The organism is Rhodopseudomonas sp. RCAM05734 (assembly GCF_052658035.1).
Map to the genome: position 1 here is coordinate 3,602,857 of NZ_CP199742.1, position 24,148 is coordinate 3,627,004.

Here is a 24,148-nt window from a genome sequence, read left to right on the forward strand (position 1 = left end):
CGTCAGGTTGCGTGATCCGTCACGCCGCGTGCATCGCGCTTTCGAACTTCTGGCCGAAGTCCGATAGCTCCTCGACGCCGAGATCGCTGACCGCCCAATAGTTCAAACCGCGGTCGCTCCAGCGCCTGATATTGAATCCCTGCACCGTTTCGATCCGCGCCGCGTGCGGCTCCGCGCTGGCCGCCGGCGCCACGAACAGATTGATCACGTGGGTGCGCCGGCGATAGACGATGGCGCCGACGGCGCGGCCGTCAATGGTGTCGAGCCGGCCGCCGATCAGGGTGAAGCCCTGTGCCGTCAGATCGATCACCGGCGGCGCCACGTCGAGGCGACCGTTGAACCACGGCTTGACAGTGTGCTGGTCGCTCGACAGCACGTCGGTGAGATGCCCGGCCTGCAGCGAACGCAGATGCGCCGAGACCACGTCGGAGGCGATGCGCTGCTCGCCGTTGTCGCGCAGGACGATGGCAACGAGTCCGGTCGCAGCGAGCGCCGACACCGCCGATCCCATGGCAAAACCCTTCAGCACCGCGCGCCTGTCGCTGACGCGGGGCTGCGGCAGCGCGGCCTCGATCCGCTGCCGCAGCCGCGGCGACGCCGTGAAGCGCAGGTCGCCGGACGACAGGGCGTTCTTCATGTCGCGCGCCATGCGCAACTCCGCCTGACAGCGCGGGCAGCCGGCAATATGCGTCTCCACTGCGCTGGCGTGGACAGCGTCGAGTTCGCCGTCAACCAGCGCATGAATGAGGATCTCCGCCTCGTCGCAGGTCATGTCTTGGGCTCCTCTTCGGCGATCCAGGCGGCCCGCAGCAAAGCGCGGCCTCGGGCGAGGCGCGACATGACGGTGCCCACGGGGGCATCGACGATGTCCGCGATCTCGCGATAGGACAGGTTTTGGACCTCGCGCAGCACGAGAGTTTCGCGAAACGGTTCGGCGAGTGCGGCGACGAGGCGGCGGACGGTGGCGGCATTCCGGCGCCGCAGCAACTGGGTCTCCGGCGTGTCCTGCGCCTCATGCCACAACGGCGCGGCATCGCTCTGCTCGTCCGCGACGTCTTCGACCGCGGCCGGCGCGCTGGCACGACGGGCGAATTCGGCATTGCAGACATTGCGCAGGATCGCCAGCAGCCAGGGCCTGATCGCCGGCCCGCGAAAACTGTCAAAGTGCTTCAGCGCGCGCAGATAGCATTCCTGCACGGCGTCTTCGGCGGCATCGGCGTCGCGCATCAGGTAGCGCGCCAGCGTGTAGACGTCGTCGAGATGCGGCAGCGCGGCGTCGCGAAACCGCCGCGTCCGGTCCGGATCGTTGGCCTGTGCGTTCAGCGGCATCGTTCTGTCCGTGGCAGCCGGTGCCCGGCCGGTGGATGACCACCGTCCGGGCATCGTTTTGATGCCTTGCTTTGCACCGCTACTCAACCTTGATCGTCCCGGTCATGTGCGGATGCAGCGAGCAAAAATACGTGTAGTCGCCCGTGCTGGTGAAGGTGAACGAGAAGCTGTCGTCGGTATCCAACGCCTTCGACTTGAACTTGCCGGCCGAGACAACGGTATGCGGGATGTCGTCCTGGTTTTTCCAGGTCACGGTGGTGCCGACTTTCACGCTGAGCGCCGCTGGCGCAAAGGTGAAGTTGTCGATGGTGACCTGGACGGTTTCGCAGCGCGCCGCGCTGATCTGGGACGCCAGGACCGCGGCCACGGCGCCGCGGATCGCGAGAGTGCGCAAAGTCAGGAACGTCATGCTGTTGTCCTCAGCCTTGCAGCGGGGTGTCGATGATGGCGAGACGTTGGTCGCCGGGCTTGAAGATGACGCTGGCGATGCCGAGCAGGCCGCGCAGCTTTTCGTCCGCAACCTTCATCGGGCCGGGCGAGGGCGCGATGCCTGGCGTGCCCTGCGGAAAGGCCGTGGAGCGCGCGGTGTGGAAGGTGACGTTGCCCTCGACCTTCTGCATTACCTGATGGATGTGGCCGTTGAGCACGGTCACCGAGCCGAAGCCCTTGAGATAGTCGAGCGCGCGCGCGCCGTCCTCGGTGCCCCAGCCCCAGGTCGGATAGACCGCCCATAGCGGAATATGGGCGAATACCACGATCGGCGTCGATTTCGACTTTCCGCGCAGGTCGTCCTCGAGCCAGGCCTGTTGCTCGGCGCCGAGATTGCCGAGCCCGCCGGCCTTGAGGTCGACCACGTTGACGAGGCCGATGAAGTGCACGCCGTTGGCATCGAAGGAATACCAGCCGGCGCCCTTGCTGCCGCGGCCGTAGCGCTCCTTGTACAGCTTGACCTCCTCGTCGATGAAGTCGTGTTCGCCCGGCACATAATGCACGTCGAGCTTCGCCTGCGAGATGATGCGGTCGGCGTCGTCGAATTCCGACGCCTTCGACAGATGGGTGATGTCGCCGGTGTGGATCATGAACGACGGCTTCACCGGCATCGCTTTGATTTTGCCGATCGCCTCTTCGAGGGTGCCGATGGCGTTGGGATTGGCCGGTTTGTCGAAGCCGATATGGCTGTCGCTGATCTGCAGGAAAGTCAGGCCGGTGGGTTCTGCGGCCTGTGCCGAGTCGACCAGCCCGAGCGAGCGCGGCACGCCGCCGGAAATGGTCCACAGCACGCCGGTCCCGGCCCAGGTCATGCACTCCAGCACCTTGCGGCGGCTGAGGCGGGGGTCGTCATGGTCGTGATCGAAGGCGCTCATCGCAAATCTCCATCACCCTTGATTGGGTCACGGGGACTGGATCGGCCGGGCCGGCGGTTTATTCCCGGGCAGGGCCGCACGATGCGCGAAAACGCCGGCGCGCCGATGACGATCGCGTGAACGGTATCAGCCGGCCTCGGCCGCGAAAGCGTGTAGTGCGCGCAGCAGCAGTGCCGGCGCCTCCTGGGCGACGCAGTGGCCGACGCCTTCGAATGTGACGCGGCTGGCGCTCGGCATCAACCGGGCAGCGCGCGACGCCATGTCCTTGTAGACCGACCAGGAGGTCTCGGCGGTGGCGATGCGCACCGGGCAATCGATCTCGCCGAGCCAGCCGAATGGATTGCCGCTGTGGTCGCCGCGATAGACCTGCTCCATCGCCTCGAAGATCGGCAACAGTATCGCGGATTCGACCTCCGGCCTGCAGAGCAGTTGCACCCGACCGTCCGGAAGCCGCCGGAAGCCGTGCGCGATGTAGGCATGCAACGCCGGATCGGTCCATTGCGCGAAGGCGGGCGCCGCGCGATAGCGCTGAAAGGCGGCTGCGGTGCTCGCAAATTCGGACTGGCGGCGCAGCACGCCTTGCACTGAAGCCGCGCTCTGGTCGCTCAGCCGGGCATCGTCGCCGGGATAAGCGGTCGGATCCATGATGGTCGGCTCCATGACGAACAACCGCGTGAAGCGCCCGGGCAGCAACTTCGCGGCGAGCAGCAGGTCGGTGGCGCCGGCGCTGTGTCCGATGCCGTAGATGCCCGACAGGTCGAGCGCCTCGATCGTCGCGCAGACGTCGCGGGCAAAATCCACGAAGTGGTAGCGGCCGGGCTTGTCGCTGGCGCCGTGGCCGCGGCGGTCCAGCGCGTAGACCGTATAGCGCTCGGCAAGCCCGTGGGCGATCTCGTCCCATGTCTCGGCAACGAAGCTGGTGCCGTGCAACAGCAGCGCCGGCGGCTTGTCGGTGGCCTCGCCCCAGCGCAGCGCAGCGATGCGCACGCCTTCGCTATCGACCCACAGCCGATGCCGCTGCAGGCCGACGGTCATCGCGCATCCGCGACAATCATCGCCGCGCCCTTTTCGGCGATCATCGCGGTGGGCGTATTGGTATTGCCCGAGGTGATGGTCGGCATGATGGAGGCGTCGACCACGCGCAGCCCTTCGATCCCGTGGAGTCGCAACCGCGCGTCGACCACGGCCATCGGATCGGTGGCTGCGCCCATCTTGGCGGTGCCGACCGGGTGGAAGATGGTGGTGCCGATGTCGCCGGCGGCCTTGGCCAGCGACGCCGCGTCGTCGCCCACCGAGGGACCGGGCAGATATTCTTCCGGATGGTAGGCCGCCAGGGCCTGCTGCTTCATCAGCCGCCGTGTGGTGCGGATGGCATCGGCGGCGACCTCGCGGTCTTCGTCGGTGGACAGGTAATGCGGCGCGATTGCCGGCGCGTCGTCGGGCTTGCCGGAGCGCAGCCGAATGGTGCCGCGCGAGGTCGGCTGAAGGTTGCACGCGCTGACCGTGATCGCCGGAAAGCGATGCAGGGGATCGCCGAACTTGTCGAGCGACAGCGGCTGCACATGAAACTGGATGTTGGCGCGCTCGCGGTGCGGATCGGAGCGGGTGAAGATGCCGAGCTGCGACGGCGCCATGGTCAGCGGTCCGCGCCGGCGGAAGGCATAGTCGAGTCCCATCAACCCGCGCCGCATCAGGTTGTAGTAGGTCTCGTTCAGGGTGCGCACGCCGGAGACTTTGTAGATCGCGCGCTGCTGCAGATGGTCCTGCAGATTGCGGCCGACACCGGGACGGTCGAGCACGGTGTCGACGCCGGCGGCGGCCAGCCAGTCCGAGGGACCGATGCCCGAGCGTTGCAGCAGATGCGGCGAGCCCACCGCGCCGGCACACAGGATGACTTCGCCGCGGGTGCGGACCTCTTTTGTCACGCCGTCCTGGGTGAAGCGCACGCCGACCGCGCGGCCGTTCTCCAGGATCAGGCGATCGGCCATGACGCCGGTTTCGAGGCGCAGGTTCGGCCGGTGCAGCACCGGCTTCAGGAAACCGCGCGCCGACGACCAGCGCCGGCCGCGCTTCTGGTTGACGTGGAAATAGCCGATGCCTTCATTGTCGCCGGTGTTGAAATCGGAGGTTTTGCGGATGCCCATTTCGGCGGCGGCGTCGGCGACCGCGTCGAGCACCTTCCATGACAGCCGTGGCGCCTCGATGCGCCAGCCACCGCCGGTCGAATGATGTTCGCTGTTGCCGAGGAAGTGGTCCTCGAGGTTCTTGAACGCCGGCAGCACGTCGTCCCAGCCCCAGCCGTCGAGGCCGAGTTGGCGCCAGTGGTCGTAGTCGGCGGCCTGGCCGCGCATCGAGATCATCGCGTTGATGGCCGACGAGCCGCCGATCACCTTCCCGCGCGGATAGGCGAGGGAGCGGCCGTTGAGGCCCGCTTCCGGCTCGGTACGGAACATCCAGTCTGAGCGTGGATTGCCGATGGCGAAGAGGTAGCCGACCGGGATGTGGAACCAGATCCAGTTGTCGCGGCCGCCGGCTTCCAGAAGCAGAACCCGCTTGCCGGGGTCGGCCGACAGCCGGTTGGCGACGATGCAGCCGGCCGTGCCGGCACCGACGACGATATAGTCGAAATCACCTTCAAGCTGTGTCGTCATCGTCTCCATCCGCCCACGGTCGGATCGCCGGGTCGGAAGCCCATAGCCTTGTCGCGGCCGGCTGTACAGCGTCCCTGCCATGAGCGAGGCGGTTGGGCGGGTGGCACGTAACGTGCTAGACAGACGGGGTAATCCCGCAAATGTCCTTCGAGAACTGAATCATGCCCATCATCAATCGCCTCGCCGATCTGCAACCGGAAATCATGGCGTGGCGCCGCGACCTCCATGCCCACCCCGAACTGCTGTACGACGTCCACCGGACATCGGCCTTCGTCGCCGAGCGGCTCAAGGCGTTCGGCTGCGACGAGGTGGTGACCGGCATCGGACAGACCGGCGTGGTCGGCGTGATCAAGGGCCGCCGGCCGGCGAATGGCGGCGAGGTCAAGGTGATCGGGCTGCGCGCCGATATGGATGCGTTGCCGATCGAGGAAGAAACCGGGCTGGACTACGCATCCAAGACGCCGGGCAAGATGCACGCCTGCGGCCATGACGGCCACACCGCGATGCTGCTGGGCGCGGCGCAGTATCTCGCCGAGACCCGCAACTTTGCCGGCGACGCGGTGGTGATCTTCCAGCCGGCCGAGGAGGGCGGCGCGGGCGCCGCCGCCATGATCCGCGACGGGCTGATGGATCGATTCAAGATCGACCGTGTCTATGGCATGCACAACGGCCCGAACCTTCCGATCGGCTCGTTTGCATTGCGGCCCGGCCCCATCATGGCGGCGATGGACGTCATCACCATCGAGATCGAGGGCGTCGGCGGCCACGCCGCCTATCCGCACAACACCATCGATGCGGTGTCGGTCGGCGCGCAACTCGTGGTCGCCCTGCAAACCATCGTGTCGCGCAGCGTCAACCCGCTGGAATCCGCGGTGCTGTCCATGTGCGCATTCAATGCCGGCACGGCCCACAACGTCATCCCGGCCACGGCCACGCTGAAGGGCACTGTCCGCTCGCTCAAGCCACAGGTGCGGGACCTCATGGAGAAACGCATGAACGAGGTGGTGGCCGGCGTTGCGCTGCAGACCGGCGCCAAGATTGTGCTGCATTATGACCGCGGCTATCCGGTCGTGGTCAACCATCCCGCGGAAACCGAGATGGCCGTACAGGTCGCCAGCGAGGTGGCGGGCGCCGCCAACGTCAACGCCGACATGATCCCGATCATGGGGGCCGAGGACTTCGCCTATATGCTCGAAGCCCGACCCGGCGCCTTCATCTTCTGCGGCAACGGCCCCAGCGCCGGCCTGCATCACCCCGCCTACAATTTCAACGACGATGCCATCGTGTTCGGTACCTCGTACTGGGTGAAGCTGGTGGAGACCACGCTGGCCGCGTGATCCTGCTTTGTGCGGTGCCGTACATGAAAAGTGTCGAACTACACTTTTTTCGTCACGGCATCGCAGCCACAGGAACCAAAAACATAAAGTGCCGTTGGGGAGGCGGAGCAACCTGCTACCGCAACGGAGTAATGTCATGGCCGAGAAGAACAAGGACCTCAACGATCTCTTCCTCGATACGTTGAAGGATATCTATTTCGCCGAAAAACAGATCCTCAAGGCGCTGCCGAAGATGGCGAAGGCCGCCACGTCCGACAAGTTGACTGCGGCCTTCGAAAAGCACCATGACGAAACCGAAGGCCAGGTCGAGCGTCTCGAGCAGATCTTCGAGCTGCTGGGCAAGCCGGCGCGCGGCAAGACCTGCGACGCCATCATGGGCATCCTCGACGAGGGCAAGGAAATCATGGACGAGTACAAGGGCACCGAGGCGCTCGATGCCGGCCTGCTCGCCGCTGCGCAAGCCGTCGAACACTACGAGATTTCCCGCTACGGCACGCTGAAGCAGTGGGCCACCCAGCTCGGCATGAAGGATGCGGTACGTCTGCTCGACCAGACCCTGCAGCAGGAAAAGAAGACCGACGTTGCCCTGACCACGCTGGCCGAGGCTTCGGTGAACACGGCTGCGGCGGCTTAAGCCTACCTCAAACACAGTTGTCATCGCCCGCGAAAGCGGGCGATCCAGTAAACACGGCAGCCGCTGCTTCGGCACAGGCGGCGGTGTGTACTGGGTCGCCCGGTCCAAGCGCGCAGTTGCGCGCTAGGCCGGGCGATGACAGGCGTGTGTATGGTAAGTCACGCCGCCTGATTTTTCCTGAGATGCTCTGCGACGATGCGCAAGTCATCCACAAAGTGCGCATACTCCCGTGCCTTGGCCTCCTCATCGGGCAGCCGTAGCAAATAGGACGGATGCACCGTCACCAGCACGCGGGTGCCATCGTCAATTTCGATAATGCGACCGCGGCTCTTGTTGATCGGCGTGGCCTTGCCGAACACGCTGTGCGCCGCGGTGGCCCCCATGGCAACGACCAGTTCCGGCTTCACCGCAGCCTTCTCGCGCTCGTACCACGGCCGACAGGCCTTGATCTCTGCGGCGCTCGGCTTCTGGTGCAGGCGAAATTTGCCGCGCAGCACGAATTTGAAATGCTTGACCGCATTGGTGACATAGACCTTGCCGCGGTCGATGCCCGCTTCCTGCAGCGCGCGGTCGAGCATTTGCCCGGCCGGGCCTACAAAGGGTTTCCCCGCGAGGTCTTCCTTGTCGCCGGGCTGCTCGCCGACCATCATCACCGTGGCGTGCGGCGGGCCTTCGCCGAACACGGTCTGCGTGGCGTCTTTCCACAGATCGCAGGCGCGACAATGGCTGGCTTCATCGCGCAATGCGTCTACGCTGTCGCTGTTCGCATGGGCTGTTCTTGTCATTGGCGCCTCCCGACGCTGCAGTTTCTTCGGTTCGGTGGGGTCGGCTGCGATCATCGCACCGCTCAGCCGTTCGGCCTCCGCGATCAGCGGCTTGATGAGGACCGCTTCGGGCAGGTTCTTCCAGTATTTCTTCGGCATCTCCGACTGCATCGCCTTGGTCTTCAGCCGCGCCGGATTGAAGATGCTGGCGTAGTAGGTCAGCCATGTCTCCTCCAGGCGATCCTCCGATGGCGCGTCGCTCTTCGGCACGCCCGGCGTGATGGAGATGGCATGGCCATCCCAATGCGCGCAGACGTCCGGCGTCAGGATCGACCATGCCATGTCGGCGAAGCGTCGTGCAAAGAACGGCGCGGTGGCCGCGACGATGTGATGCGCCGGTTCGAACCAGGCGACGTAGCGCGATTTCGGCTCGCGACCGATCTCGCGAAACCGTACGAAGGCCTTCATCTTGTGCCGGTCGCGGTGCATCGCCTTTGCTAGGGCCTGCAGTTTTGCCACGTCCGGATCTGTCGCGACCTGCAACAGATCGTGGCTGGACCGCAGCCGCCACAGCACGCGGTAGAGCAAAGCGAAGCGTTCGGGATCGCGGTTGAGGATGACGGATTTTGCGAGGTCGACGAAAGCGGCCGGTACGCTGAAGGTGCCTTCACCCGCCTCGAGCGGAGCTTCATGGGACGCGAACAATTCCTGCTCGTCGTCGCGCACCGACCACGTCACATCGGCCGGCTTGATACCGTTGAAGATCAGCGCCCGCGCCGCGCTGCGCCAGCCGTCGAAATCGGTGTCGCTGTCGAGGGAAATGAAATGCATTGAAAACTCTCAACCATCAAAGCTGCCACAAACTCTCCGTCATCCTGAGGTGCCGTCGCGCAGCGGCGGCCTCGAGGATGGGCCGCAAGCGCTGAACACCCATCCTTCGAGGCTCGCCGTGGCGGCGGAGCAAGAGCTCCGCCGCCACGGCGAGCGCCTCAGGATGACGGGAGAATGTGCGGCGCTATTAGAATCCAAATCCCAGTTGCCTCGCCTTCGGCCTGAACCGCTCCGCTAGCCCTGCGCTGTCCAGCACGGATGTCGCCGGCCGGTGGTCGGGGAGAACGATGAACGGCAGCGCCTTGTTCCTGATAATGTGTAGTTTGGCGAGGTCGCCGATGCGGATCGACGAGAGCCGGCGTGTGGCAATGATGCGATCGACGGCCCTGGCGCCGAAGCCGGGCACGCGCAAAAGTTCTTCGCGACTGGCACGGTTGACGTCGAGCGGGAAGCGTTCGCGGTGGCGCAGCGCCCAGGCCAGCTTCGGGTCCATCTCCAGCGATAGCATGCCGTCATCGGCATCGACGATCTCGTCTGACGCAAAGCCGTAGAATCGCATCAGCCAGTCGGCCTGGTACAGCCGGTGTTCCCTGATCAGCGGCGGCGCGCGCAGCGGCAGCGAACGGCTGGCATCGGGAATCGGGCTGAAGGCGGAGTAATAGACGCGCTTCAGCCGATAGGAGCCGTACAAATTGGCCGAGGTCGAGATGATGGTCTGGTCGGTCGCGGCATCGGCACCGATAATCATCTGCGTGCTCTGGCCCGCAGGCGCAAAGCGCGGCGCGACGTTGCCCCTGGGCGTCACCTTGCGGCCTTCGCGGGCTTCGTCGAGTTTCAGGCGTAGCTGGCCCATGGTGCGGCGAATGGCGTGCACGTCCTTCTCCGGCGCCAGCCTGGCCATGCTGTCTTCCTCGGGCACCTCGATATTGATGCTGAGCCGATCGGCATACTTGCCGGCTTCGGTGATCAGCGCCTCGTCGGCCTCCGGAATGGTCTTGAGATGGATGTAGCCCTTGAAGTGATGCTCCTCGCGCAGTTTTCGCGCGACAGCGACGACCTGTTCCATCGTGTAGTCGGCGCTCCTGATGATGCCCGATGACAGGAACAGGCCTTCGATATAATTGCGCCGATAGAAGTCGAGCGTCAGCGTGACGACTTCATCGACGGTGAAGCGAGCGCGCGCCACGTTGCTGGAGGCGCGGTTGACACAATACAGGCAATCGTAGTTGCAGGCGTTGGTGAGCAGGATCTTCAGGAGCGAGATGCAACGGCCGTCCGGGGCATAAGAGTGGCATATTCCCATACCGGCATCCGTCGAGCCGATGCCACGGCCATCGCGGGAGTCCTTTTTCTCGCTGCCGCTTGAAGCGCAGGACGCGTCGTATTTTGCGGCGTCGGCCAGGATCGCCAGCTTGCGTTGCACGTCCATTGCAAAATCCCTTTGATTCCATTCGCGAAAAAATCTGCGTGCCGGAGGGCGGTCGATCCCGATTGACTCTGCCGGCCGTCTTAGCTTTATATTAGAACATATCATGAACAAATGAGCCAATCATTGGTTCTCCCGGAACCCGTGATGCCAACATCTGCAGAGGAGCGGCGCATGAGCGGCGCGCGCACGGACACGCTTGCGCATTTGCGCGGGCACATCGAGCGCATGGAGAGCCATGGCGATGCGCAGGCAAAGGATCGCCTGCCGCGCGTGGCGCTCGGCCATGCCGAGGCCGATGCAGCTTTGCAGGGGGGCCTCGCGCTCGGCGCGCTGCACGAGGTGTTCGCCGAGGGACGGCAGGGCGCCGCGGCGACAGGCTTCATCGCCGGCCTGGCGCGGCGGGTCTCGATGCTGCGACCGCTGCTGTGGGTGCGGCAGGATTTTGCGCAGATGGAAACCGGCGCGCTCGACATGAGCGGCTGGGCCGAACTCGGCCTCGATCCGCGCCTGGTGGTCACCGTGCGCGCGCCGGACGGCGACACCGCGCTGCGCATCGCCGCCGATGCGCTGGCCTGCGATGCGCTCGGCACCGTGGTGCTGGAAGTGTGGGGCGAGGCGCGGCAACTCGATCTCGTCGCCAGCCGGCGGCTGACGCTGGCGGCGCGTGCCTCGGGTGTCACCGGACTGCTGCTGCGCATGGCGGCGGTGCCGTCGCCGTCGACGGCGGAGACGCGGTGGATCGTGCGTTCCGCGCATTCGCCGCCGGCGTTGCCCTGGCAGGCATGGGGCGCGCCCGCGCTCGATGCCCAACTGGTTCGCAATCGTCATGGCCCCAACGGCCACTGGATCATGGAATGGAAGTGTGATGAGTGCCTTTTCCGTGAAGCGCCGCATTCTCAGCCTGTGGCTGCCGCGGCTGTCCACCGATCGCCTGCAGCGCGCCCGCGTGCGCAGCGGCGCGCCGGATAACGCCCAGCCGTGCCTCGTGGTGGCGAAGCACAGCAATGCGCTGCAGATTGTCGCGCTGGATGACGCTGCGGCGCGGCTCGGACTTGACGTCGGCTTGCCGCTGGCCAATGCCCGCGCGGTATGCCCGGAGGTTCAGGTCTACGACGCCGATCCCGCCGCCGACCGGCTGCTGCTCGATCACATCGCCGACTGGTGCGACCGCTTCACACCGCTGGTGGCGCTCGATGCGCCGGATGCGCTGTTCCTCGACATCACCGGCTGCGCCCATCTGTTCGGCGGCGAGGCGGCCTTGATGCAGATGCTGTGCGGCACGCTGATCGCACAGGGGTTTACGGTGAGCGCGGCGATCGCCGGGACCTCGGTGTGCGCGCGCACGCTCAGCCGCCATGGCCATGGCCGCATCGTTGCCGACGGCGAGGAGGCCAGGGCGGTCAAGCCGTTGCCGGTGTTCACCCTCGGCGCCGACGACGCCATCACACGCGGGCTGCGCCGCGCCGGTCTCAAGACGATCGGCGATGTCGCTGCGCGCGGCCGTCACGAGATTGCCGCGCGGTTCGGCGCCGGCTTCACCGCGCTGCTGGAGCAGGCGCTGGGACAATCGGATGCGCCGATATCCCCGCGAAAACCGCTGCCGGATTACATCGTCGAAAAACGCTTTCCCGAGCCGGTCGCCACCGACGGCGTGATCGCGGCGACGTTATCCGGCCTCGCCCGGATGCTGATCGACGCCATGGACAAGCAGGGCAAGGGCGCGCGGCGGCTGGAGGCCAGCTTCTTCCGCACAGACGGCGCGGTGCGCAGCATCACGGTGGAGACCGGGCAGGCCGTGACGAAAGTCGCGGTGATCGAGCGCCTGTTCCGCGAACGCATCGATGCCATCTCCGATCCGCTCGATCCCGGCTTCGGCTTCGATCTCATCCGCCTGTCTGCGGGCCGCACCGAGATCGTGGTGCAGCAGCAGCGCGATCTCGACGCCAACGTCCACGACAACGATGAGCTGGCGGCGCTGGTCGATCGCATCGCCGCGCGGGTCGGCCCCCGCCGCGTCATGGTGCACCTTCCGGTCGAGACCCACATTCCCGAACGCGCGGTGTGGGCGGCGCCGGCACAGCACCATCTCGCCGCGGCCTCGCAGGCGGTGTGGCCGGCCCGCACTCCGGACGAGCCGCCATTGCGGCCGCTGCGGCTGTTCGAGCGCCCAGAGCCGATTGATGTCGGACTCGTCGAAGCGCCCGACAAGCCGCCGAAACATTTCACTTGGCGGCGCGCCTTTCACCGGATCGTCCATGTGGAAGGGCCCGAGCGGGTCAGTATGGAATGGTGGCGTGCGCAGGACGCGATGCCGACCCGCGATTATTTCCGGATCGAGGATGAAGCCGGCCAGCGCTTCTGGCTGTTCCGCGATGGCCTGTATGGCGAAGTGACCGAACCGAAATGGTTCATGCACGGACTGTTCGCATGAAGATTCTGGAAGGCGGTGCTTCGTTTACCCTCCCCCTCCAGGGGAGGGTAGAAAAATGACCCCCGGCTATGCCGAGATCGGCGTCACCAGCAATTTCTCGTTTTTGCGCGGCGCCTCGCATCCGCAGGACTATGTGCACCAGGCCAGCGAATATCGGCTGCATGCCATCGGCATCGCCGACCGCAACACCTTGGCCGGCGTGGTGCGCGCCTATGCCGAGCTGGACAACAAGGACCTGGGCTACAAGCCGAAGCTGCTCATCGGATCGCGCTTGGTGTTTACCGATGGCACGCCGGATCTGCTGGCCTATCCGTGCGACCGCGAGGCCTATGGTCGGCTGTGCCGGTTGCTCAGCCAGGGCAAGTTGCGCGCCGGCAAGGGCGAATGCGATCTGCAGCTCGGCGATCTCGCCGAATTCAGTGAAGGGCTGCTGCTGGTGCTGATGCCGGCCTATCGCCTCGATGCAGAGGCGACGCAGCAGACGCTCGACGCCTTGTCGCGGCTGCCCGCGGATGGCGTCTGGCTCGGCGCCAGCCTGTTCCACCGCGGTGACGACAAGCGCCGGCTGGCCAAGCTGCATCGCATCGCATCGACCGCACGCGTGCCGGTTATTGCGACCAACGATGTGCTCTATCACGCCTCTGACCGCCGCATGTTGCAGGATGTGGTGAGCTGTATCCGCGAGAAGACCACCATCGAAACCGCCGGCCGGTTATTGGAGATGAATGCGGAACGGCATCTGAAACCGGCTGCGGAGATGGCTCGCTTGTTTCGCGATTATCCCGACGCGATCCACGAGACGGTGCGCTTTGCTGAGCGCATTTCGTTTTCGCTCGAGCAGTTGCAATACCAGTATCCCGACGAGCCCGTGCCAGCAGGAAAAACCGCGCAGCAGCATCTGGAGGATCTGACCTGGGCCGGCCTGAAAAGACGTTTTCCGAATGTGTATGACGAGAAGCTCGAAGCCACCTTGAAGAAGGAGCTTCGCCTCATCGCCGAGCTCGACTACGCCCATTACTTCCTGACGGTTCATGACATCGTACAATATGCGCGCGGCCAGAACATCCTGTGCCAGGGGCGGGGATCCGCGGCGAATTCGGCGGTCTGCTACATGCTGGACATCACCGCGGTCAATCCGGCCGAGGTGAATTTGCTGTTCGAGCGCTTCATCTCCAAGGAGCGGCTGGAGCCGCCGGATATCGACGTCGATTTCGAGCACATCCGGCGCGAGGAGGTGATGCAATACGTCTATCGCCGCTATGGCCGTCATCGTGCGGCGATCATCGCTACCGTCATTCACTACCGGCCGCGCTCGGCGATCCGCGATGTCGGAAAGGCATTGGGTCTGACCGAGGATGTCACCGCGGCGCTGGCCGATACCGTGTGGGGAAGCTGGGGAACGGGCCTTAACGAGATGCAGGTGAAACAGGCCGGGCTCGATCCGCACAATCCGATGATCGGGCGTGCCATTGCGCTGGCCACGGAGCTGATCGAGTTTCCCCGCCATCTGTCGCAGCATGTCGGCGGCTACGTGCTGACGCAGGACCGGCTCGACACCTATGTCCCGATCGGCAATGCCGCGATGGAGGACCGTACCTTCATCGAATGGGACAAGGACGACGTCGCGACCATGAAGATGATGAAGGTCGACGTGCTGGCGCTGGGCATGCTGACCTGCATCCGGAAATGTTTCGACCTGATCCAGCTGCACAAGAACCAGCGCTTCGAACTCAGGGACATCAAAGCCGAAGCCGAGGATGCCAGGCCGGTTTTCAAAATGCTTCAGCGCGGTGAATCGCTCGGCGTCTTCCAGGTCGAAAGCCGCGCGCAGATGAACATGCTGCCGCGGCTGAAGCCGAAGACGTTCTACGACCTGGTCATCGAGGTCGCCATCGTGCGGCCCGGCCCGATCCAGGGCGACATGGTGCATCCCTATCTCAAGCGACGCTCCATGAGGGAGGAGGATATCGAGTATCCTTTTCCCAAGGGCGGCAACAGGAACGAGCTGCGTGACGTTCTCTGCAAGACCCTTGGCGTGCCGCTGTTCCAGGAACAGGCGATGCGGATTGCCATCGAAGCCGCAAAGTTCACGCCGGAGGAGGCCAACGGACTGCGGCGTGCGATGGCGACATTCCGCAACATGGGCACGATCGGCACGTTCGAAGCCAAGATGGTCGGCAACATGATCGGGCGCGGTTACGATGAGGCGTTCGCCAGGAACTGTTTTGAACAGATCAAGGGCTTTGGCAGTTACGGTTTTCCGGAAAGCCATGCCGCCAGCTTTGCCCAGCTGGTCTATGTCTCGTCATGGCTGAAGCACTACCATCCGGACGTGTTCTGCTGCGGCCTGCTGAATTCGCAGCCGATGGGGTTCTACGCGCCGTCGCAGATCGTGCGCGATGCCCGCGAGAACGGTGTCGAGATCGGGGCTATCGATGTCTCCTTCAGCCACGGACAGAACACGCTGGAAGATCATGGCCGGAGATATCGCGACGTCCGCCTCGGCTTCCGCCAGATCGACGGTTTCAAATGGGCCGATCCCGACGAGGCGCGGGTACGGGAGGAGGCTGGCAAGCCTCCAGAAGAAGACTGGGCCAAGCGCATCGTCGATGCGCGCATGAAGAAGCTTTTCACCTCGCTGGAGGATTTTGCCCGCGACACCGCGCTGCCGAAGCGGGCGTTGATCCTGCTGGCGGACGCCGATGCATTCCGCTCCATCGGGCTGGATCGCCGCGCGGCGTTGTGGGCCGTCAGGCGGCTGCCCGATGACGTGGCGCTGCCGCTGTTCGAGATCGCCAGCGCGCGCGAGCAGCCCGACGAAAACGCGCAGCCGCTGCCGCAGATGCCGTTGCCCGAGCAGGTCGTGGCCGACTACCAGACCATTCGGCTGTCGCTGAAAGGCCATCCGCTGGAATTCCTGCGCGAGAGGCTGGCGGCCAAGGGGATTGTGACCTGCGCATCGATTGCTCACGTCAACGATAGAAAGCGGGTGCGTTGTGCCGGCGTGGTGCTGGTGCGGCAGCGGCCGGGCAGCGCCAACGGCGTGGTGTTCATGACGCTGGAGGACGAGACCGGCATCGCCAATGTGGTGGTGTGGCCGGCGATCATGGAGCAGTTCCGCAAGGAGGTGATGGGCGCGCGGCTGGTCATGGTCGAGGGGCGGATCCAGAGCAGTCCGGAAAAGGTGGTGCATCTCGTCGCCGAACGGCTGTTCGACTGCTCGGAGGATCTGAAGCAGTTGAGCAATGAAGCGCTGGGCCGAAATTCAGACTTGCTGACCGGTCCGCCCGCCGAGCCGCTCAACGACGACCGTCGCGAGCATCCCGACACCCCCGCGCAAAAAATCCGTCATCCCCGCGATGTCCGGATCCTGCCGCGGTCGCGGGATTTTCACTAAGGTCTGCTTCAGTCGTTGGACTCGTGTCCCGGACGCGGTGCAGCGCTCTTGCGCTGCTCCGCAGATCCGGGACCCATTGAAATGAAAAGAGTGGGCCCCGGATCTGCAACGCACCACGCTGCAAAGGCAGCGCGTTGCGCCGCGTCCGGGGCACGATCTACGCCGGATCGTTAAAAATCCAGCGGCCGGTTGTCGACGACTTCCTTCATCACGAAAAACGTCCGGGTCTGGCGCACGCCGGGCAATGCAATCAACTGCTCGCCGTGCAGCCGGTTGAAATCGGCGATGTCGCGCGCGCGGATCTTGAGGAAGAAGTCGAAGTCGCCCGCCACCAGATGGCAGTCGAGCACGAAGGGCAGCTTGGCGATGGCGGCCTCGAAGATGGCGAAGCTTTCCCGGGTCGAGCGGTCGAGCACCACGCCGACCATCACCAGCGTGCCGCGGCCGACTTTCTCCGGCGCGATCTCCGCCCTGACCGAGCGGATGACGCCGTTGTCGAACAGTCGCTGGGTGCGGCGGTGGCAGGTCGCGGCACTGGTGCTGGTGGCCTTGGCCAGATCGGCGTTGCTCAGCCGCCCGTCGCGCTGCAGCCGATGCAGGATCTTGCGGTCGATCCGGTCCAGCAAAATGTCGTCGGAAGAATCTTCCATATAATTCCATTTGATGGATGTTATTTATAGATATTCTTGCATCTGCGGACCAAGAAGTAAATCAGATCCAGTTATTCGAGAGCACCTTTCGCGGCCAATATGCTAATTTTCGGGCCTGCATCACCCCCGGAGATCGACATGCTGAGACTGGACAAGTTCGAACGCTACAAGCTGACCTACGGCCCCACCCCGATCGAACATTTGCCGCGGATGACCGAGGCACTGGGCGGCAAGGTGCAGATCTACGCCAAGCGCGACGACTGCAACTCCGGCCTGGCCATGGGCGGCAACAAGCTGCGCAAGCTCGAATACATCGTGCCGGACGCCATCGCGTCGAACGCCGACACGCTGGTCTCGATCGGCGGCGTGCAGTCCAACCACACCCGACTGGTAGCGGCGACCGCTGCCAAGATCGGCATGAAGTGCGTCGTCATCCAGGAGAGCTGGGTGCCCCACGAAGACGCCGTCTATGACCGCGTCGGCAACATCATGATGACGCGCCTGATGGGCGCCGACAGCCGCATTGTTGACGACGGTTTCGACATCGGCATCCGCAAGAGCTGGGAAGACGCCATCCAGTCGGTGAAGGATGCCGGCGGCAAGCCCTACGGCATTCCGGCCGGCGCGTCGGTGCACAAGCTCGGCGGCCTCGGCTATGTCGGCTTCGCCGAAGAGGTGCGTGCCCAGGAAGCGGAGATGGGCATCAAGTTCGACTACATCATCGTCTGCGTGGTCACGGGCTCGACCCAGGCCGGCATGATCGTCGGCTTCGCTGCCGACGGTCGCGCCGACCGCGTCATCGGCATCGATGCCTCCGGCACGCCGGAGCAGACACGCAAGCAGGTCCGCGAGATCGTCGACAACACCGCCGAACTGGTCGAACTCGGCCGCAAGGTGCGCGACGACGAGATCGTCATTCTGAATGACTACGCCTATCCGGCCTACGGCGTGCCGAGCCACGAGACCAGCGAGGCGATCCGCTTCGCCGCCAAGACCGAAGCCATGATCACCGACCCGGTCTATGAGGGAAAGTCGATGCAGGGCATGATGGATCTCGTCAAGAAGGGCTACTTTCCCGACGGCTCCAAGGTGCTCTACGCCCATCTCGGTGGCGCCCCCGCGTTGAACGGCTACAGCTACACCTACCGCAACGGGTGATCCGAGACGGGAGAGGGGGACTATCGCGTGAAACTCCGGCTCCCCCTCACTCGAAGCCTCGCTGGCGCTCGGCTTCACCTCTCTCCGCAAGCGGGGAGAGGTGAAGCCCAATCCCATCTTGAATCCTTATCCCGTTCAGCAATCGTTCAGCCAGGCTGCCGCCTGGAATATGGTTGCGCTGACGCTGAAGGGGATTCGATGCTCACGCCTGCCGAGTTGCTCTCCACTCTCTGGACAGACGCCGGCGGCGATGTCGCGGCGCTCGAGGCGGTCACGCTGACCGGTAGTGAGCCGCAATTGCCGTCGTCGTTTCGTGTCGGCGCCGCCGCGCAGGTCGGGATTGCGGCGGCCGGCCTGGCTGCAGCGGAAATCTGGCGATTGCGCAGCGGGCAGGCGCAGCGCGTCAGCGTCGATATGCGCCATGCCGTGGTGGAATGCCGCTCCGAACGCTACCTGCGTCGCGACCGCGCGCCGCCGCCGCCGGCCTGGGACGCCATCGCCGGGATCTACCGGACCGGTGACGGAAAATTCGTCCGGCTGCATACCAACTTCCCGCATCACCGCGACGCGGTCTGCGCGGTGCTGAACTGCTTGCCCGAGCGCGAGGCGGTGCAGGCCGCGCTGATGCACTGGGACGGCGAAGCCTTCGAGACCGCGGCCTATGCCGCAGGCGGCGTCGTCGCGCTGATGCGGTCATATGCGGAGTGGTCGGCGCTGCCGCAGGCCGCGGCCATCGCCGCATTGCCGTTGATCGAGATCACCAGGACCGGCGACGCCGCGCCAAAACCATGGCCGGTCGGCGATCGTCCGCTGTCGGGGCTGCGCGTGCTCGATCTGTCACGCGTCATTGCCGGGCCGGTCGCCGGCCGCACGCTGGCGGTGCATGGCGCCGACGTCATGCTGGTCTCAAGCCCCGAACTGCCGGCGATTCCGTGGCTGACCATCGACACCGGCCGGGGCAAGCTTTCCAGCTTCGCCGATATCGAGACGGAGCAGGGCCGCGCCACGCTGCGCACGTTGCTGGCAGATGCCGACATCTTCTCGCAGGGCTATCGTCCGCAGTCGCTGGCGGCGCGCGGCTTTTCGCCGGAGCAGGCTGCTGCGATCAGCCCGGGCCTCGTCTATGTCTCGTTGTCGGCCTATGGCCGGGCCGGACCGTGGGCCGGACGCCGCGGCTTCGACTCGCTGGTGCAGTGTGCCACCGGCTTCAATCACGCCGAGGGGCAGGCGGCCGGCGTCGACGGGCCGAAGGAGTTGCCGGCGCAGATACTCGACCATGCCACCGGTTACCTGATGGCGGCTGGCGCCATGCTGGCCCGTGCGCGGCAGGCGCGTGAGGGCGGCAGCTGGCACGTCCAGCTATCGCTTGCGCGCACCGGCAAGTGGCTGTGGGATATGGGCCGGCTCGCCGATGGCCTGCGGGCGGAGGATCTCGCGACAGAGGCCATCACGCCGTTTATCGAGCAGACGGCGTCCGGCTTCGGTTCGCTGTCGGCAGTTCGTCATGCCGCCATGCTATCGACCACGCCGGCCCGCTGGGCACGGCCGGCCGTGCCGCTTGGAAATGACGCGCCGACATGGCCGCGGTGTGACTGAGGCTCTCAAATTTTTAACTTAAAAAGCCGATGGGGCACGCGTTTTTAGATTGTTTGAACTGCAAATTGCGTACTACTAGCGCCCAGATGAGACAAATCGCCGCGGCCAGTCCGCGCCTCCGAGATAGGTTGTGGTGTGACGAATATTCGTGAGCAGTTTCAATCACTTGGAAGACGTCGCCTGATCCTGGGGGCAGCCCTTGTGGCAGTCGTTGCAGGGGCAGGGTTCGGCTGGACGCGGCGCGTCGAGCCTCCGCAGGGCCACTCTGACGTCTCCAGCCAGTCGCGCCGGCAGCCGCCGCGCTATGCCACCACGCCGGCCGAGTGGGCCAGCCTGACCATCGAGTCGGTGACCTCGCGCGCGTTTCGTGCCGAGCTGGTGACCGAAGGCAAGATCGCGGTGGACGAGGATCGCTCTACCCCGGTGTTCTCGCCCTATGCCGGTCGTGTGAAAAAGCTGCTGGTGCGGCCCGGCGACACTGTCGTCCAGGGCCAGCCGCTGTTCATCATCGAGGCCGCCGATACGGTGCAGGCGCAGAACGATTTCGTCACGGCCGCGACCGGCCTCAACAAGGCCAGGTCGCAGCTCGAACTGGCTGTCATCCAGGACAAGCGCGCCAAGGACCTGTTCGAGGGCCGGGCGGTGCCGTTGAAGGACTATCAGCAGAGCCAGGCCACCTTGCTGCAGGCGCAGAACGATCAACGCTCGGCCGAGACGGCACTGGAAGCGGCGCGTAACCGGCTGCGTATTCTCGGCCTGACCGAAGAGGCGATCACCGCCTTCCAGACCAAGGGCCAGATCGATCCGAACACCACCATCTACGCACCGATCGCGGGCACCGTGGTGCAACGCAAGATCGGGCCGGGGCAATATGTCTCCTCCGGCGCCGCCGATCCGGTGTTCGTCATCGGCGATCTCTCCACGGTCTGGCTCACCGGCTTCGTCCGTGAGACCGAGGCGGCCGCGGTGGCGGTCGGCCAGGAGATGACTTTCAACGTGCTGGCGCTGCCGGGCCGCGAATTGACGGGCCGCATCAACTATGTCGCCACCGCCATCGATCCGGCGACACGGCGACTGATGGTGCGCGCCACCATCGACAATCCCAATGGCGCGCTCAAGCCCGAGATGTTCGCCACCGTGACGATCTATTCGCCGGGCGACAAGATGTCGGTCGGCGTGCCCAAGCAGGCGCTGATCTATGAAGGCGACCAGGTCCGGGTCTGGGTCGCCCATGAGGACAAGTCCATCGAACTGCGCCAGATCAAGGTCGGGCTTGCTAACGGCAATCTGGTCGAGGTGCTGGGCAATCTGAAGCCCGGCGAGAAGATCGTCACCAAGGGCAGCCTGTTCATCGACCGTGCTGCTACAGGCAGCTAACTCCAGCTTCGGCTCGTCAACTAAGGTCCGATCTGGATGAATCGTCTCGTTGCCCTTGCCGTCAACCGCCGCTTTCTGATGGTGGCGATGTTCGTCGCCGTGCTGATCGGCGGCCTTATCGCCTTCAACCAGCTCAACATCGAGGCCTATCCCGATCCGACCCCGCCGATGGTCGACATCGTGACCCAATCGCCCGGACTGTCGTCGGAAGAGATCGAGCGCTACATCACCATTCCGATAGAGACCCAGGTCGCCGGCATCAAGAACCTGAAGACGATCCGCACCATCTCCCTGTACGGCCTCTCCGACGTCAAGCTGCAGTTCTCCTTCGACTACACCTATGACGAGGCACTGCAGCAAGTGCTGAACCGGCTGTCGCGGCTGTCGCCGCTGCCGGGCAATGTGCAGCCGGGCATCTCGCCGCTGTCGGCGATCGGCGAAATCTATCGCTATCGTCTGGTCGGGCCGCCGAACTACAGCGTGCTCGATCTCAAGACCCTGCAGGACTGGGTGCTGCAACGTCGCTTCCGCGCGGTGCCGGGCGTCATCGACGTCACCGGCTGGGGCGGCAAGACCAAGACCTACGAGTTGCAGGTCGACTTCAACAAGCTGGTCGCGTTCGGCCTGACGCTGCCGCAGGTGCTGACCGCGGTCGGCAACGCCAACATCAATGTCGGCGGCAACACCGTCAACATCGGTTCGCAATCCGCGGTGGTCCGCGGCGTCGGCCTGATCCGTTCCATCGACGATCTCGCCAGCACCATGATCACGCAGAGCAACGGCAATCCGGTGCTGGTCAAGGATGTCGCCACCGTCACCATCGGCGAGAAGCCGCGGCTCGGCATCGCCGGTATCGACCAGGCCGACGACATCGTGCAGGGCATCGTGCTGATGCGGCGCGGCGAGAAGAGCTCGCCGACCATCGAGCGCGTCCATGCGCTGGTCGCCTCCATCAACAACTCCTCGATCCTGCCGCCAGGGGTCAGGATCGAGCGCATCTACGATCGCAAGGACCTGATCGACCTGACCACCCACACCGTGCTGGAAAACATGGTGGTCGGCATCGGCCTGATCGTGCTGCTGCAGTGGCTGTTCCTCGGCAACCTCAGAAGCGCGCTGATCGTCGGCGCCACGATTCCGTTCGCGCTGTTTTTCGCGGTCATCATCCTGGTGCTGCGCGGCGAGTCCGCCAACCTGCTGTCGGTCGGCGCCATCGACTTCGGCCTGATCGTCGATGCCACGGTGATCATGGTGGAGGCGATCTTCCGCCGGCTGTCGCATACCACCGAACTGTCGGAAGCCGAGCGCAGCCACATTTCGCGCGACACCGTGATGGGCATGAAGAGCCATGCCATCCTCAGCGCGTCCGCCGACGTGTCGCGCTCGATCTTCTTCGCTGCTGCCATCATCATCGCCGCCTTCCTGCCGCTGTTCACCCTGTCGGGCGTCGAGGGCAACATCTTCGGGCCGATGGCGCGCACCTATGCCTATGCGCTGGCCGGCGGCCTGCTCGCGACCTTCACCGTGACGCCGGCCCTGAGCGCCCTCATCCTGCCGTCGCACATGCAGGAGACCGAGACCTGGATCGTGCGCCAGTTCCACAGGCTCTATATGCCGGCGCTGCACTGGGCGGTCGATCATCGCAAGCTGGTGATGGGCGCCGCCGCCGGCCTCGTGGTGCTCACGGTGATCTGCGCCCGGCTGCTGGGGCTGGAATTCCTGCCGAAGCTGGAAGAGGGCAATCTGTGGATCCGCGCCACATTGCCGCCGACGATCTCGCTGCAGGAGGGCAACACCTACGTCAACGAGATGCGCCGCATGATCCGCGCCCGGCCCGAAGTGGAGTCGGTGGTGTCGCAGCATGGCCGTCCCGATGACGGCACCGACGCGGCCGGCCTGTTCAATGCCGAATTTTTCGCGCCGCTGAAGCCCGTCAAGGATTGGCCGAACACCAAGGACAAGGACAGGCTGACCGCCGAATTGCTGACGGACCTGCAGACCAAATTCCCCGGCGTCGAATTCAACTTCTCGCAATATCTGCAGGACAACGTCTCGGAGGCGGTGTCCGGCGTGAAGGGCGAGAATTCCATCAAGCTGTACGGCAATGACCTGCAGGCGCTGACCGACACCGCCAACAAGATCAAGTCGGTGCTGGCCACCGTGCAGGGCGTCACCGATCTTGCGGTCTTCACCTCGCTCGGCCAGCCCACCATCCAGATCGATATCGATCGCGCCAAGGCCGCCCGTTACGGTCTGGCGCCCGGCGACATCAACGCCACCATCAAGGTGGCGATCGGCGGCGACACCGCCGGCGATCTCTACGAGCCGGGTAGCGACCGGCATTTCCCGATCATCGTCCGGCTGGCACCGGAATATCGCAAGAGCGCCGAGGCGATCCAGAACCTGCGCATCGGTGCCCCCGGTCCGAACGGCAGCATCACGCAGATTCCGCTCAGCGAGGTTGCCAATATCTCGCTGGTGTCGGGCGCGGCCTATATCTATCGCGAAGGCCAGGAACGCTATCTGCCGATCAAGTTCTCGGTGCGCGAGCGCGATCTCGGCAGCGCCATCCGCGAAGCCCAGGACAAGGTCGCCGCGCAGGTCCGGCTGCCGCCGGGATCGCGGGTCGAATGGGTCGGCGAGTTCGGCAACCTGCAGGATGCGATCAAGCGGCTGTCGATCGTGGTGCCGATCAGCCTCGCGCTGATCGGTGTGCTGCTGTTCTTCAACTTCGGATCGATGGTCGATACGATGCTGGCGATGAGCGTGATCCCGATGGCGATCTTCGGCGGCGTGCTCGGGCTGCTGATCTCCGGCATTCCCTTCAGCGTGTCGGCGGCGATCGGCTTCATCGCGCTGTTCGGTATCGCGGTGATGGACGGCATCATCATCCTGTCGCAGTATAACCGGCTGATCGACGAGGGACTCGACCGTATCAAGGCAGTGATCCGCACCGGCGAGCTGCAGTTGCGGCCGGTGCTGATGACCTGCATCGTGGCGGGTATCGGTCTGCTGCCGGCGGCCATGTCGTCGGGCATAGGCTCTCAGGTGCAGAAGCCGTTGGCGGTGGTGGTGGTGACCGGCATGATGCTGGCGCCGCTGGTGATCCTGATCACGCTGCCGGTGCTGATCTCGTTCTTCTCGCGGCGAACACGCTGATTCGGCGATCCCCATCGGGCGCTCGGGCGTTTTTCCAGTCC

The 24,148-nt window shown here is 64.9% G+C and carries 18 protein-coding genes; 9 read left to right on the forward strand and 9 right to left on the reverse strand.

From position 1 onward, the window contains the following. Positions 1-19: 19 nt before the first annotated feature. From ACUXVA_RS16965 to ACUXVA_RS16990, 6 genes are all read right to left on the reverse strand, one after another. Positions 20-772, reverse strand: coding sequence for an anti-sigma factor family protein (locus ACUXVA_RS16965; RefSeq protein WP_265079247.1), 753 nt, complete (start codon positions 770-772; stop codon positions 20-22). Continuing rightward, complete coding sequence (locus tag ACUXVA_RS16970; RefSeq protein ID WP_265079246.1) at positions 769-1,329, reverse strand: sigma-70 family RNA polymerase sigma factor; 561 nt, start codon at positions 1,327-1,329, stop codon at positions 769-771. Before ACUXVA_RS16970 ends, ACUXVA_RS16965 begins: the two co-directional genes overlap by 4 nt. Positions 1,330-1,408: 79 nt before the next feature. Next, positions 1,409-1,738, reverse strand: coding sequence for a cupredoxin domain-containing protein (locus ACUXVA_RS16975; RefSeq protein ID WP_265079245.1), 330 nt, complete (start codon positions 1,736-1,738; stop codon positions 1,409-1,411). A gap of 10 nt (positions 1,739-1,748) precedes the next feature. Next, complete coding sequence (locus ACUXVA_RS16980) at positions 1,749-2,693, reverse strand: metallophosphoesterase family protein (RefSeq protein WP_265079244.1); 945 nt, start codon at positions 2,691-2,693, stop codon at positions 1,749-1,751. A gap of 126 nt (positions 2,694-2,819) precedes the next feature. Then, entirely contained in the window at positions 2,820-3,728 is a 909-nt protein-coding gene (locus tag ACUXVA_RS16985; RefSeq protein WP_265079243.1) for an alpha/beta fold hydrolase, read from the reverse strand. Next, entirely contained in the window at positions 3,725-5,344 is a 1,620-nt protein-coding gene (locus tag ACUXVA_RS16990; RefSeq protein WP_445487182.1) for a GMC family oxidoreductase, read from the reverse strand. Before ACUXVA_RS16990 ends, ACUXVA_RS16985 begins: the two co-directional genes overlap by 4 nt. Before the next feature lie 161 nt (positions 5,345-5,505). On the opposite strand from ACUXVA_RS16990, the gene ACUXVA_RS16995 reads away from it, so the two are divergent. Together ACUXVA_RS16995 and ACUXVA_RS17000 are read left to right on the forward strand one after the other, a co-directional pair. Further along, positions 5,506-6,681, forward strand: a complete 1,176-nt coding sequence (locus ACUXVA_RS16995) for a M20 aminoacylase family protein (protein WP_265079242.1) — start codon at positions 5,506-5,508, stop codon at positions 6,679-6,681. A gap of 136 nt (positions 6,682-6,817) precedes the next feature. Continuing rightward, entirely contained in the window at positions 6,818-7,315 is a 498-nt protein-coding gene (locus tag ACUXVA_RS17000) for a YciE/YciF ferroxidase family protein (protein WP_265079241.1), read from the forward strand. Positions 7,316-7,473: 158 nt separating this feature from the next. Here the strand turns inward: ACUXVA_RS17000 and ACUXVA_RS17005 are convergent, their stop codons facing one another. Beyond that, positions 7,474-8,910, reverse strand: a complete 1,437-nt coding sequence (locus tag ACUXVA_RS17005; RefSeq protein WP_265079240.1) for a UdgX family uracil-DNA binding protein — start codon at positions 8,908-8,910, stop codon at positions 7,474-7,476. Between the two features lie 187 nt (positions 8,911-9,097). Next, positions 9,098-10,339, reverse strand: a complete 1,242-nt coding sequence (locus ACUXVA_RS17010) for a putative DNA modification/repair radical SAM protein (protein ID WP_265079239.1) — start codon at positions 10,337-10,339, stop codon at positions 9,098-9,100. Positions 10,340-10,510: 171 nt separating this feature from the next. On the opposite strand from ACUXVA_RS17010, the gene ACUXVA_RS17015 reads away from it, so the two are divergent. From ACUXVA_RS17015 to ACUXVA_RS17025, 3 genes are read left to right on the forward strand one after another with little or no spacing between them, the layout of a single operon-like run. Then, positions 10,511-11,308, forward strand: coding sequence for an ImuA family protein (locus tag ACUXVA_RS17015; RefSeq protein ID WP_445487185.1), 798 nt, complete (start codon positions 10,511-10,513; stop codon positions 11,306-11,308). Continuing rightward, positions 11,205-12,770 (forward strand): Y-family DNA polymerase, encoded by a 1,566-nt coding sequence (locus tag ACUXVA_RS17020; RefSeq protein ID WP_265079238.1) that lies wholly within the window; start codon positions 11,205-11,207, stop codon positions 12,768-12,770. The genes ACUXVA_RS17015 and ACUXVA_RS17020 overlap by 104 nt, the downstream gene beginning before the upstream one ends. 55 nt (positions 12,771-12,825) lie before the next feature. Next, a complete protein-coding gene (locus ACUXVA_RS17025; RefSeq protein WP_265079237.1) occupies positions 12,826-16,167 on the forward strand; it encodes an error-prone DNA polymerase in 3,342 nt (1,113 codons plus the stop codon). 170 nt (positions 16,168-16,337) lie between these two features. Here ACUXVA_RS17025 and ACUXVA_RS17030 read toward each other — a convergent pair whose 3' ends face one another. Continuing rightward, the gene (locus ACUXVA_RS17030) at positions 16,338-16,817 is read right to left on the reverse strand and encodes an Lrp/AsnC family transcriptional regulator (RefSeq protein WP_265079236.1); all 480 of its coding nucleotides are present in this window, start codon (positions 16,815-16,817) and stop codon (positions 16,338-16,340) included. Between the two features lie 138 nt (positions 16,818-16,955). Here ACUXVA_RS17030 and ACUXVA_RS17035 point away from each other — a divergent pair, with 138 nt between their 5' ends. From ACUXVA_RS17035 to ACUXVA_RS17050, 4 genes are all read left to right on the forward strand, one after another. After that, positions 16,956-17,975, forward strand: coding sequence for a 1-aminocyclopropane-1-carboxylate deaminase (locus tag ACUXVA_RS17035; RefSeq protein ID WP_265079235.1), 1,020 nt, complete (start codon positions 16,956-16,958; stop codon positions 17,973-17,975). 198 nt (positions 17,976-18,173) lie between these two features. Beyond that, positions 18,174-19,571: a CoA transferase gene (locus tag ACUXVA_RS17040; RefSeq protein WP_265079234.1), complete on the forward strand. Its 1,398-nt coding sequence runs from the start codon at positions 18,174-18,176 to the stop codon at positions 19,569-19,571. Positions 19,572-19,772: 201 nt separating this feature from the next. Next, positions 19,773-20,948, forward strand: coding sequence for an efflux RND transporter periplasmic adaptor subunit (locus tag ACUXVA_RS17045; RefSeq protein WP_445487189.1), 1,176 nt, complete (start codon positions 19,773-19,775; stop codon positions 20,946-20,948). A gap of 36 nt (positions 20,949-20,984) precedes the next feature. After that, complete coding sequence (locus tag ACUXVA_RS17050) at positions 20,985-24,107, forward strand: efflux RND transporter permease subunit (RefSeq protein ID WP_445487191.1); 3,123 nt, start codon at positions 20,985-20,987, stop codon at positions 24,105-24,107. Positions 24,108-24,148 lie beyond the last annotated feature (41 nt).

Bases quoted from the DNA above. Each gene is read 5' to 3' on its own strand.
- ACUXVA_RS16995 (WP_265079242.1), top strand. From the start codon at position 5,506: ATGCCCATCATCAATCGCCTCGCCGATCTGCAACCGGAAATCATGGCG.
- ACUXVA_RS17020 (WP_265079238.1), top strand. From the start codon at position 11,205: ATGAGTGCCTTTTCCGTGAAGCGCCGCATTCTCAGCCTGTGGCTGCCG.
- ACUXVA_RS17005 (WP_265079240.1), bottom strand. From the start codon at position 8,910: ATGCATTTCATTTCCCTCGACAGCGACACCGATTTCGACGGCTGGCGC.
- ACUXVA_RS17050 (WP_445487191.1), top strand. From the start codon at position 20,985: ATGAATCGTCTCGTTGCCCTTGCCGTCAACCGCCGCTTTCTGATGGTG.
- ACUXVA_RS16965 (WP_265079247.1), bottom strand. From the start codon at position 772: ATGACCTGCGACGAGGCGGAGATCCTCATTCATGCGCTGGTTGACGGC.
- ACUXVA_RS17035 (WP_265079235.1), top strand. From the start codon at position 16,956: ATGCTGAGACTGGACAAGTTCGAACGCTACAAGCTGACCTACGGCCCC.
- ACUXVA_RS17010 (WP_265079239.1), bottom strand. From the start codon at position 10,339: ATGGACGTGCAACGCAAGCTGGCGATCCTGGCCGACGCCGCAAAATAC.
- ACUXVA_RS16975 (WP_265079245.1), bottom strand. From the start codon at position 1,738: ATGACGTTCCTGACTTTGCGCACTCTCGCGATCCGCGGCGCCGTGGCC.
- ACUXVA_RS17030 (WP_265079236.1), bottom strand. From the start codon at position 16,817: ATGGAAGATTCTTCCGACGACATTTTGCTGGACCGGATCGACCGCAAG.
- ACUXVA_RS17015 (WP_445487185.1), top strand. From the start codon at position 10,511: ATGAGCGGCGCGCGCACGGACACGCTTGCGCATTTGCGCGGGCACATC.
- ACUXVA_RS16970 (WP_265079246.1), bottom strand. From the start codon at position 1,329: ATGCCGCTGAACGCACAGGCCAACGATCCGGACCGGACGCGGCGGTTT.
- ACUXVA_RS17040 (WP_265079234.1), top strand. From the start codon at position 18,174: ATGCTCACGCCTGCCGAGTTGCTCTCCACTCTCTGGACAGACGCCGGC.
- ACUXVA_RS17000 (WP_265079241.1), top strand. From the start codon at position 6,818: ATGGCCGAGAAGAACAAGGACCTCAACGATCTCTTCCTCGATACGTTG.
- ACUXVA_RS16990 (WP_445487182.1), bottom strand. From the start codon at position 5,344: ATGACGACACAGCTTGAAGGTGATTTCGACTATATCGTCGTCGGTGCC.
- ACUXVA_RS16980 (WP_265079244.1), bottom strand. From the start codon at position 2,693: ATGAGCGCCTTCGATCACGACCATGACGACCCCCGCCTCAGCCGCCGC.
- ACUXVA_RS17025 (WP_265079237.1), top strand. From the start codon at position 12,826: ATGACCCCCGGCTATGCCGAGATCGGCGTCACCAGCAATTTCTCGTTT.
- ACUXVA_RS16985 (WP_265079243.1), bottom strand. From the start codon at position 3,728: ATGACCGTCGGCCTGCAGCGGCATCGGCTGTGGGTCGATAGCGAAGGC.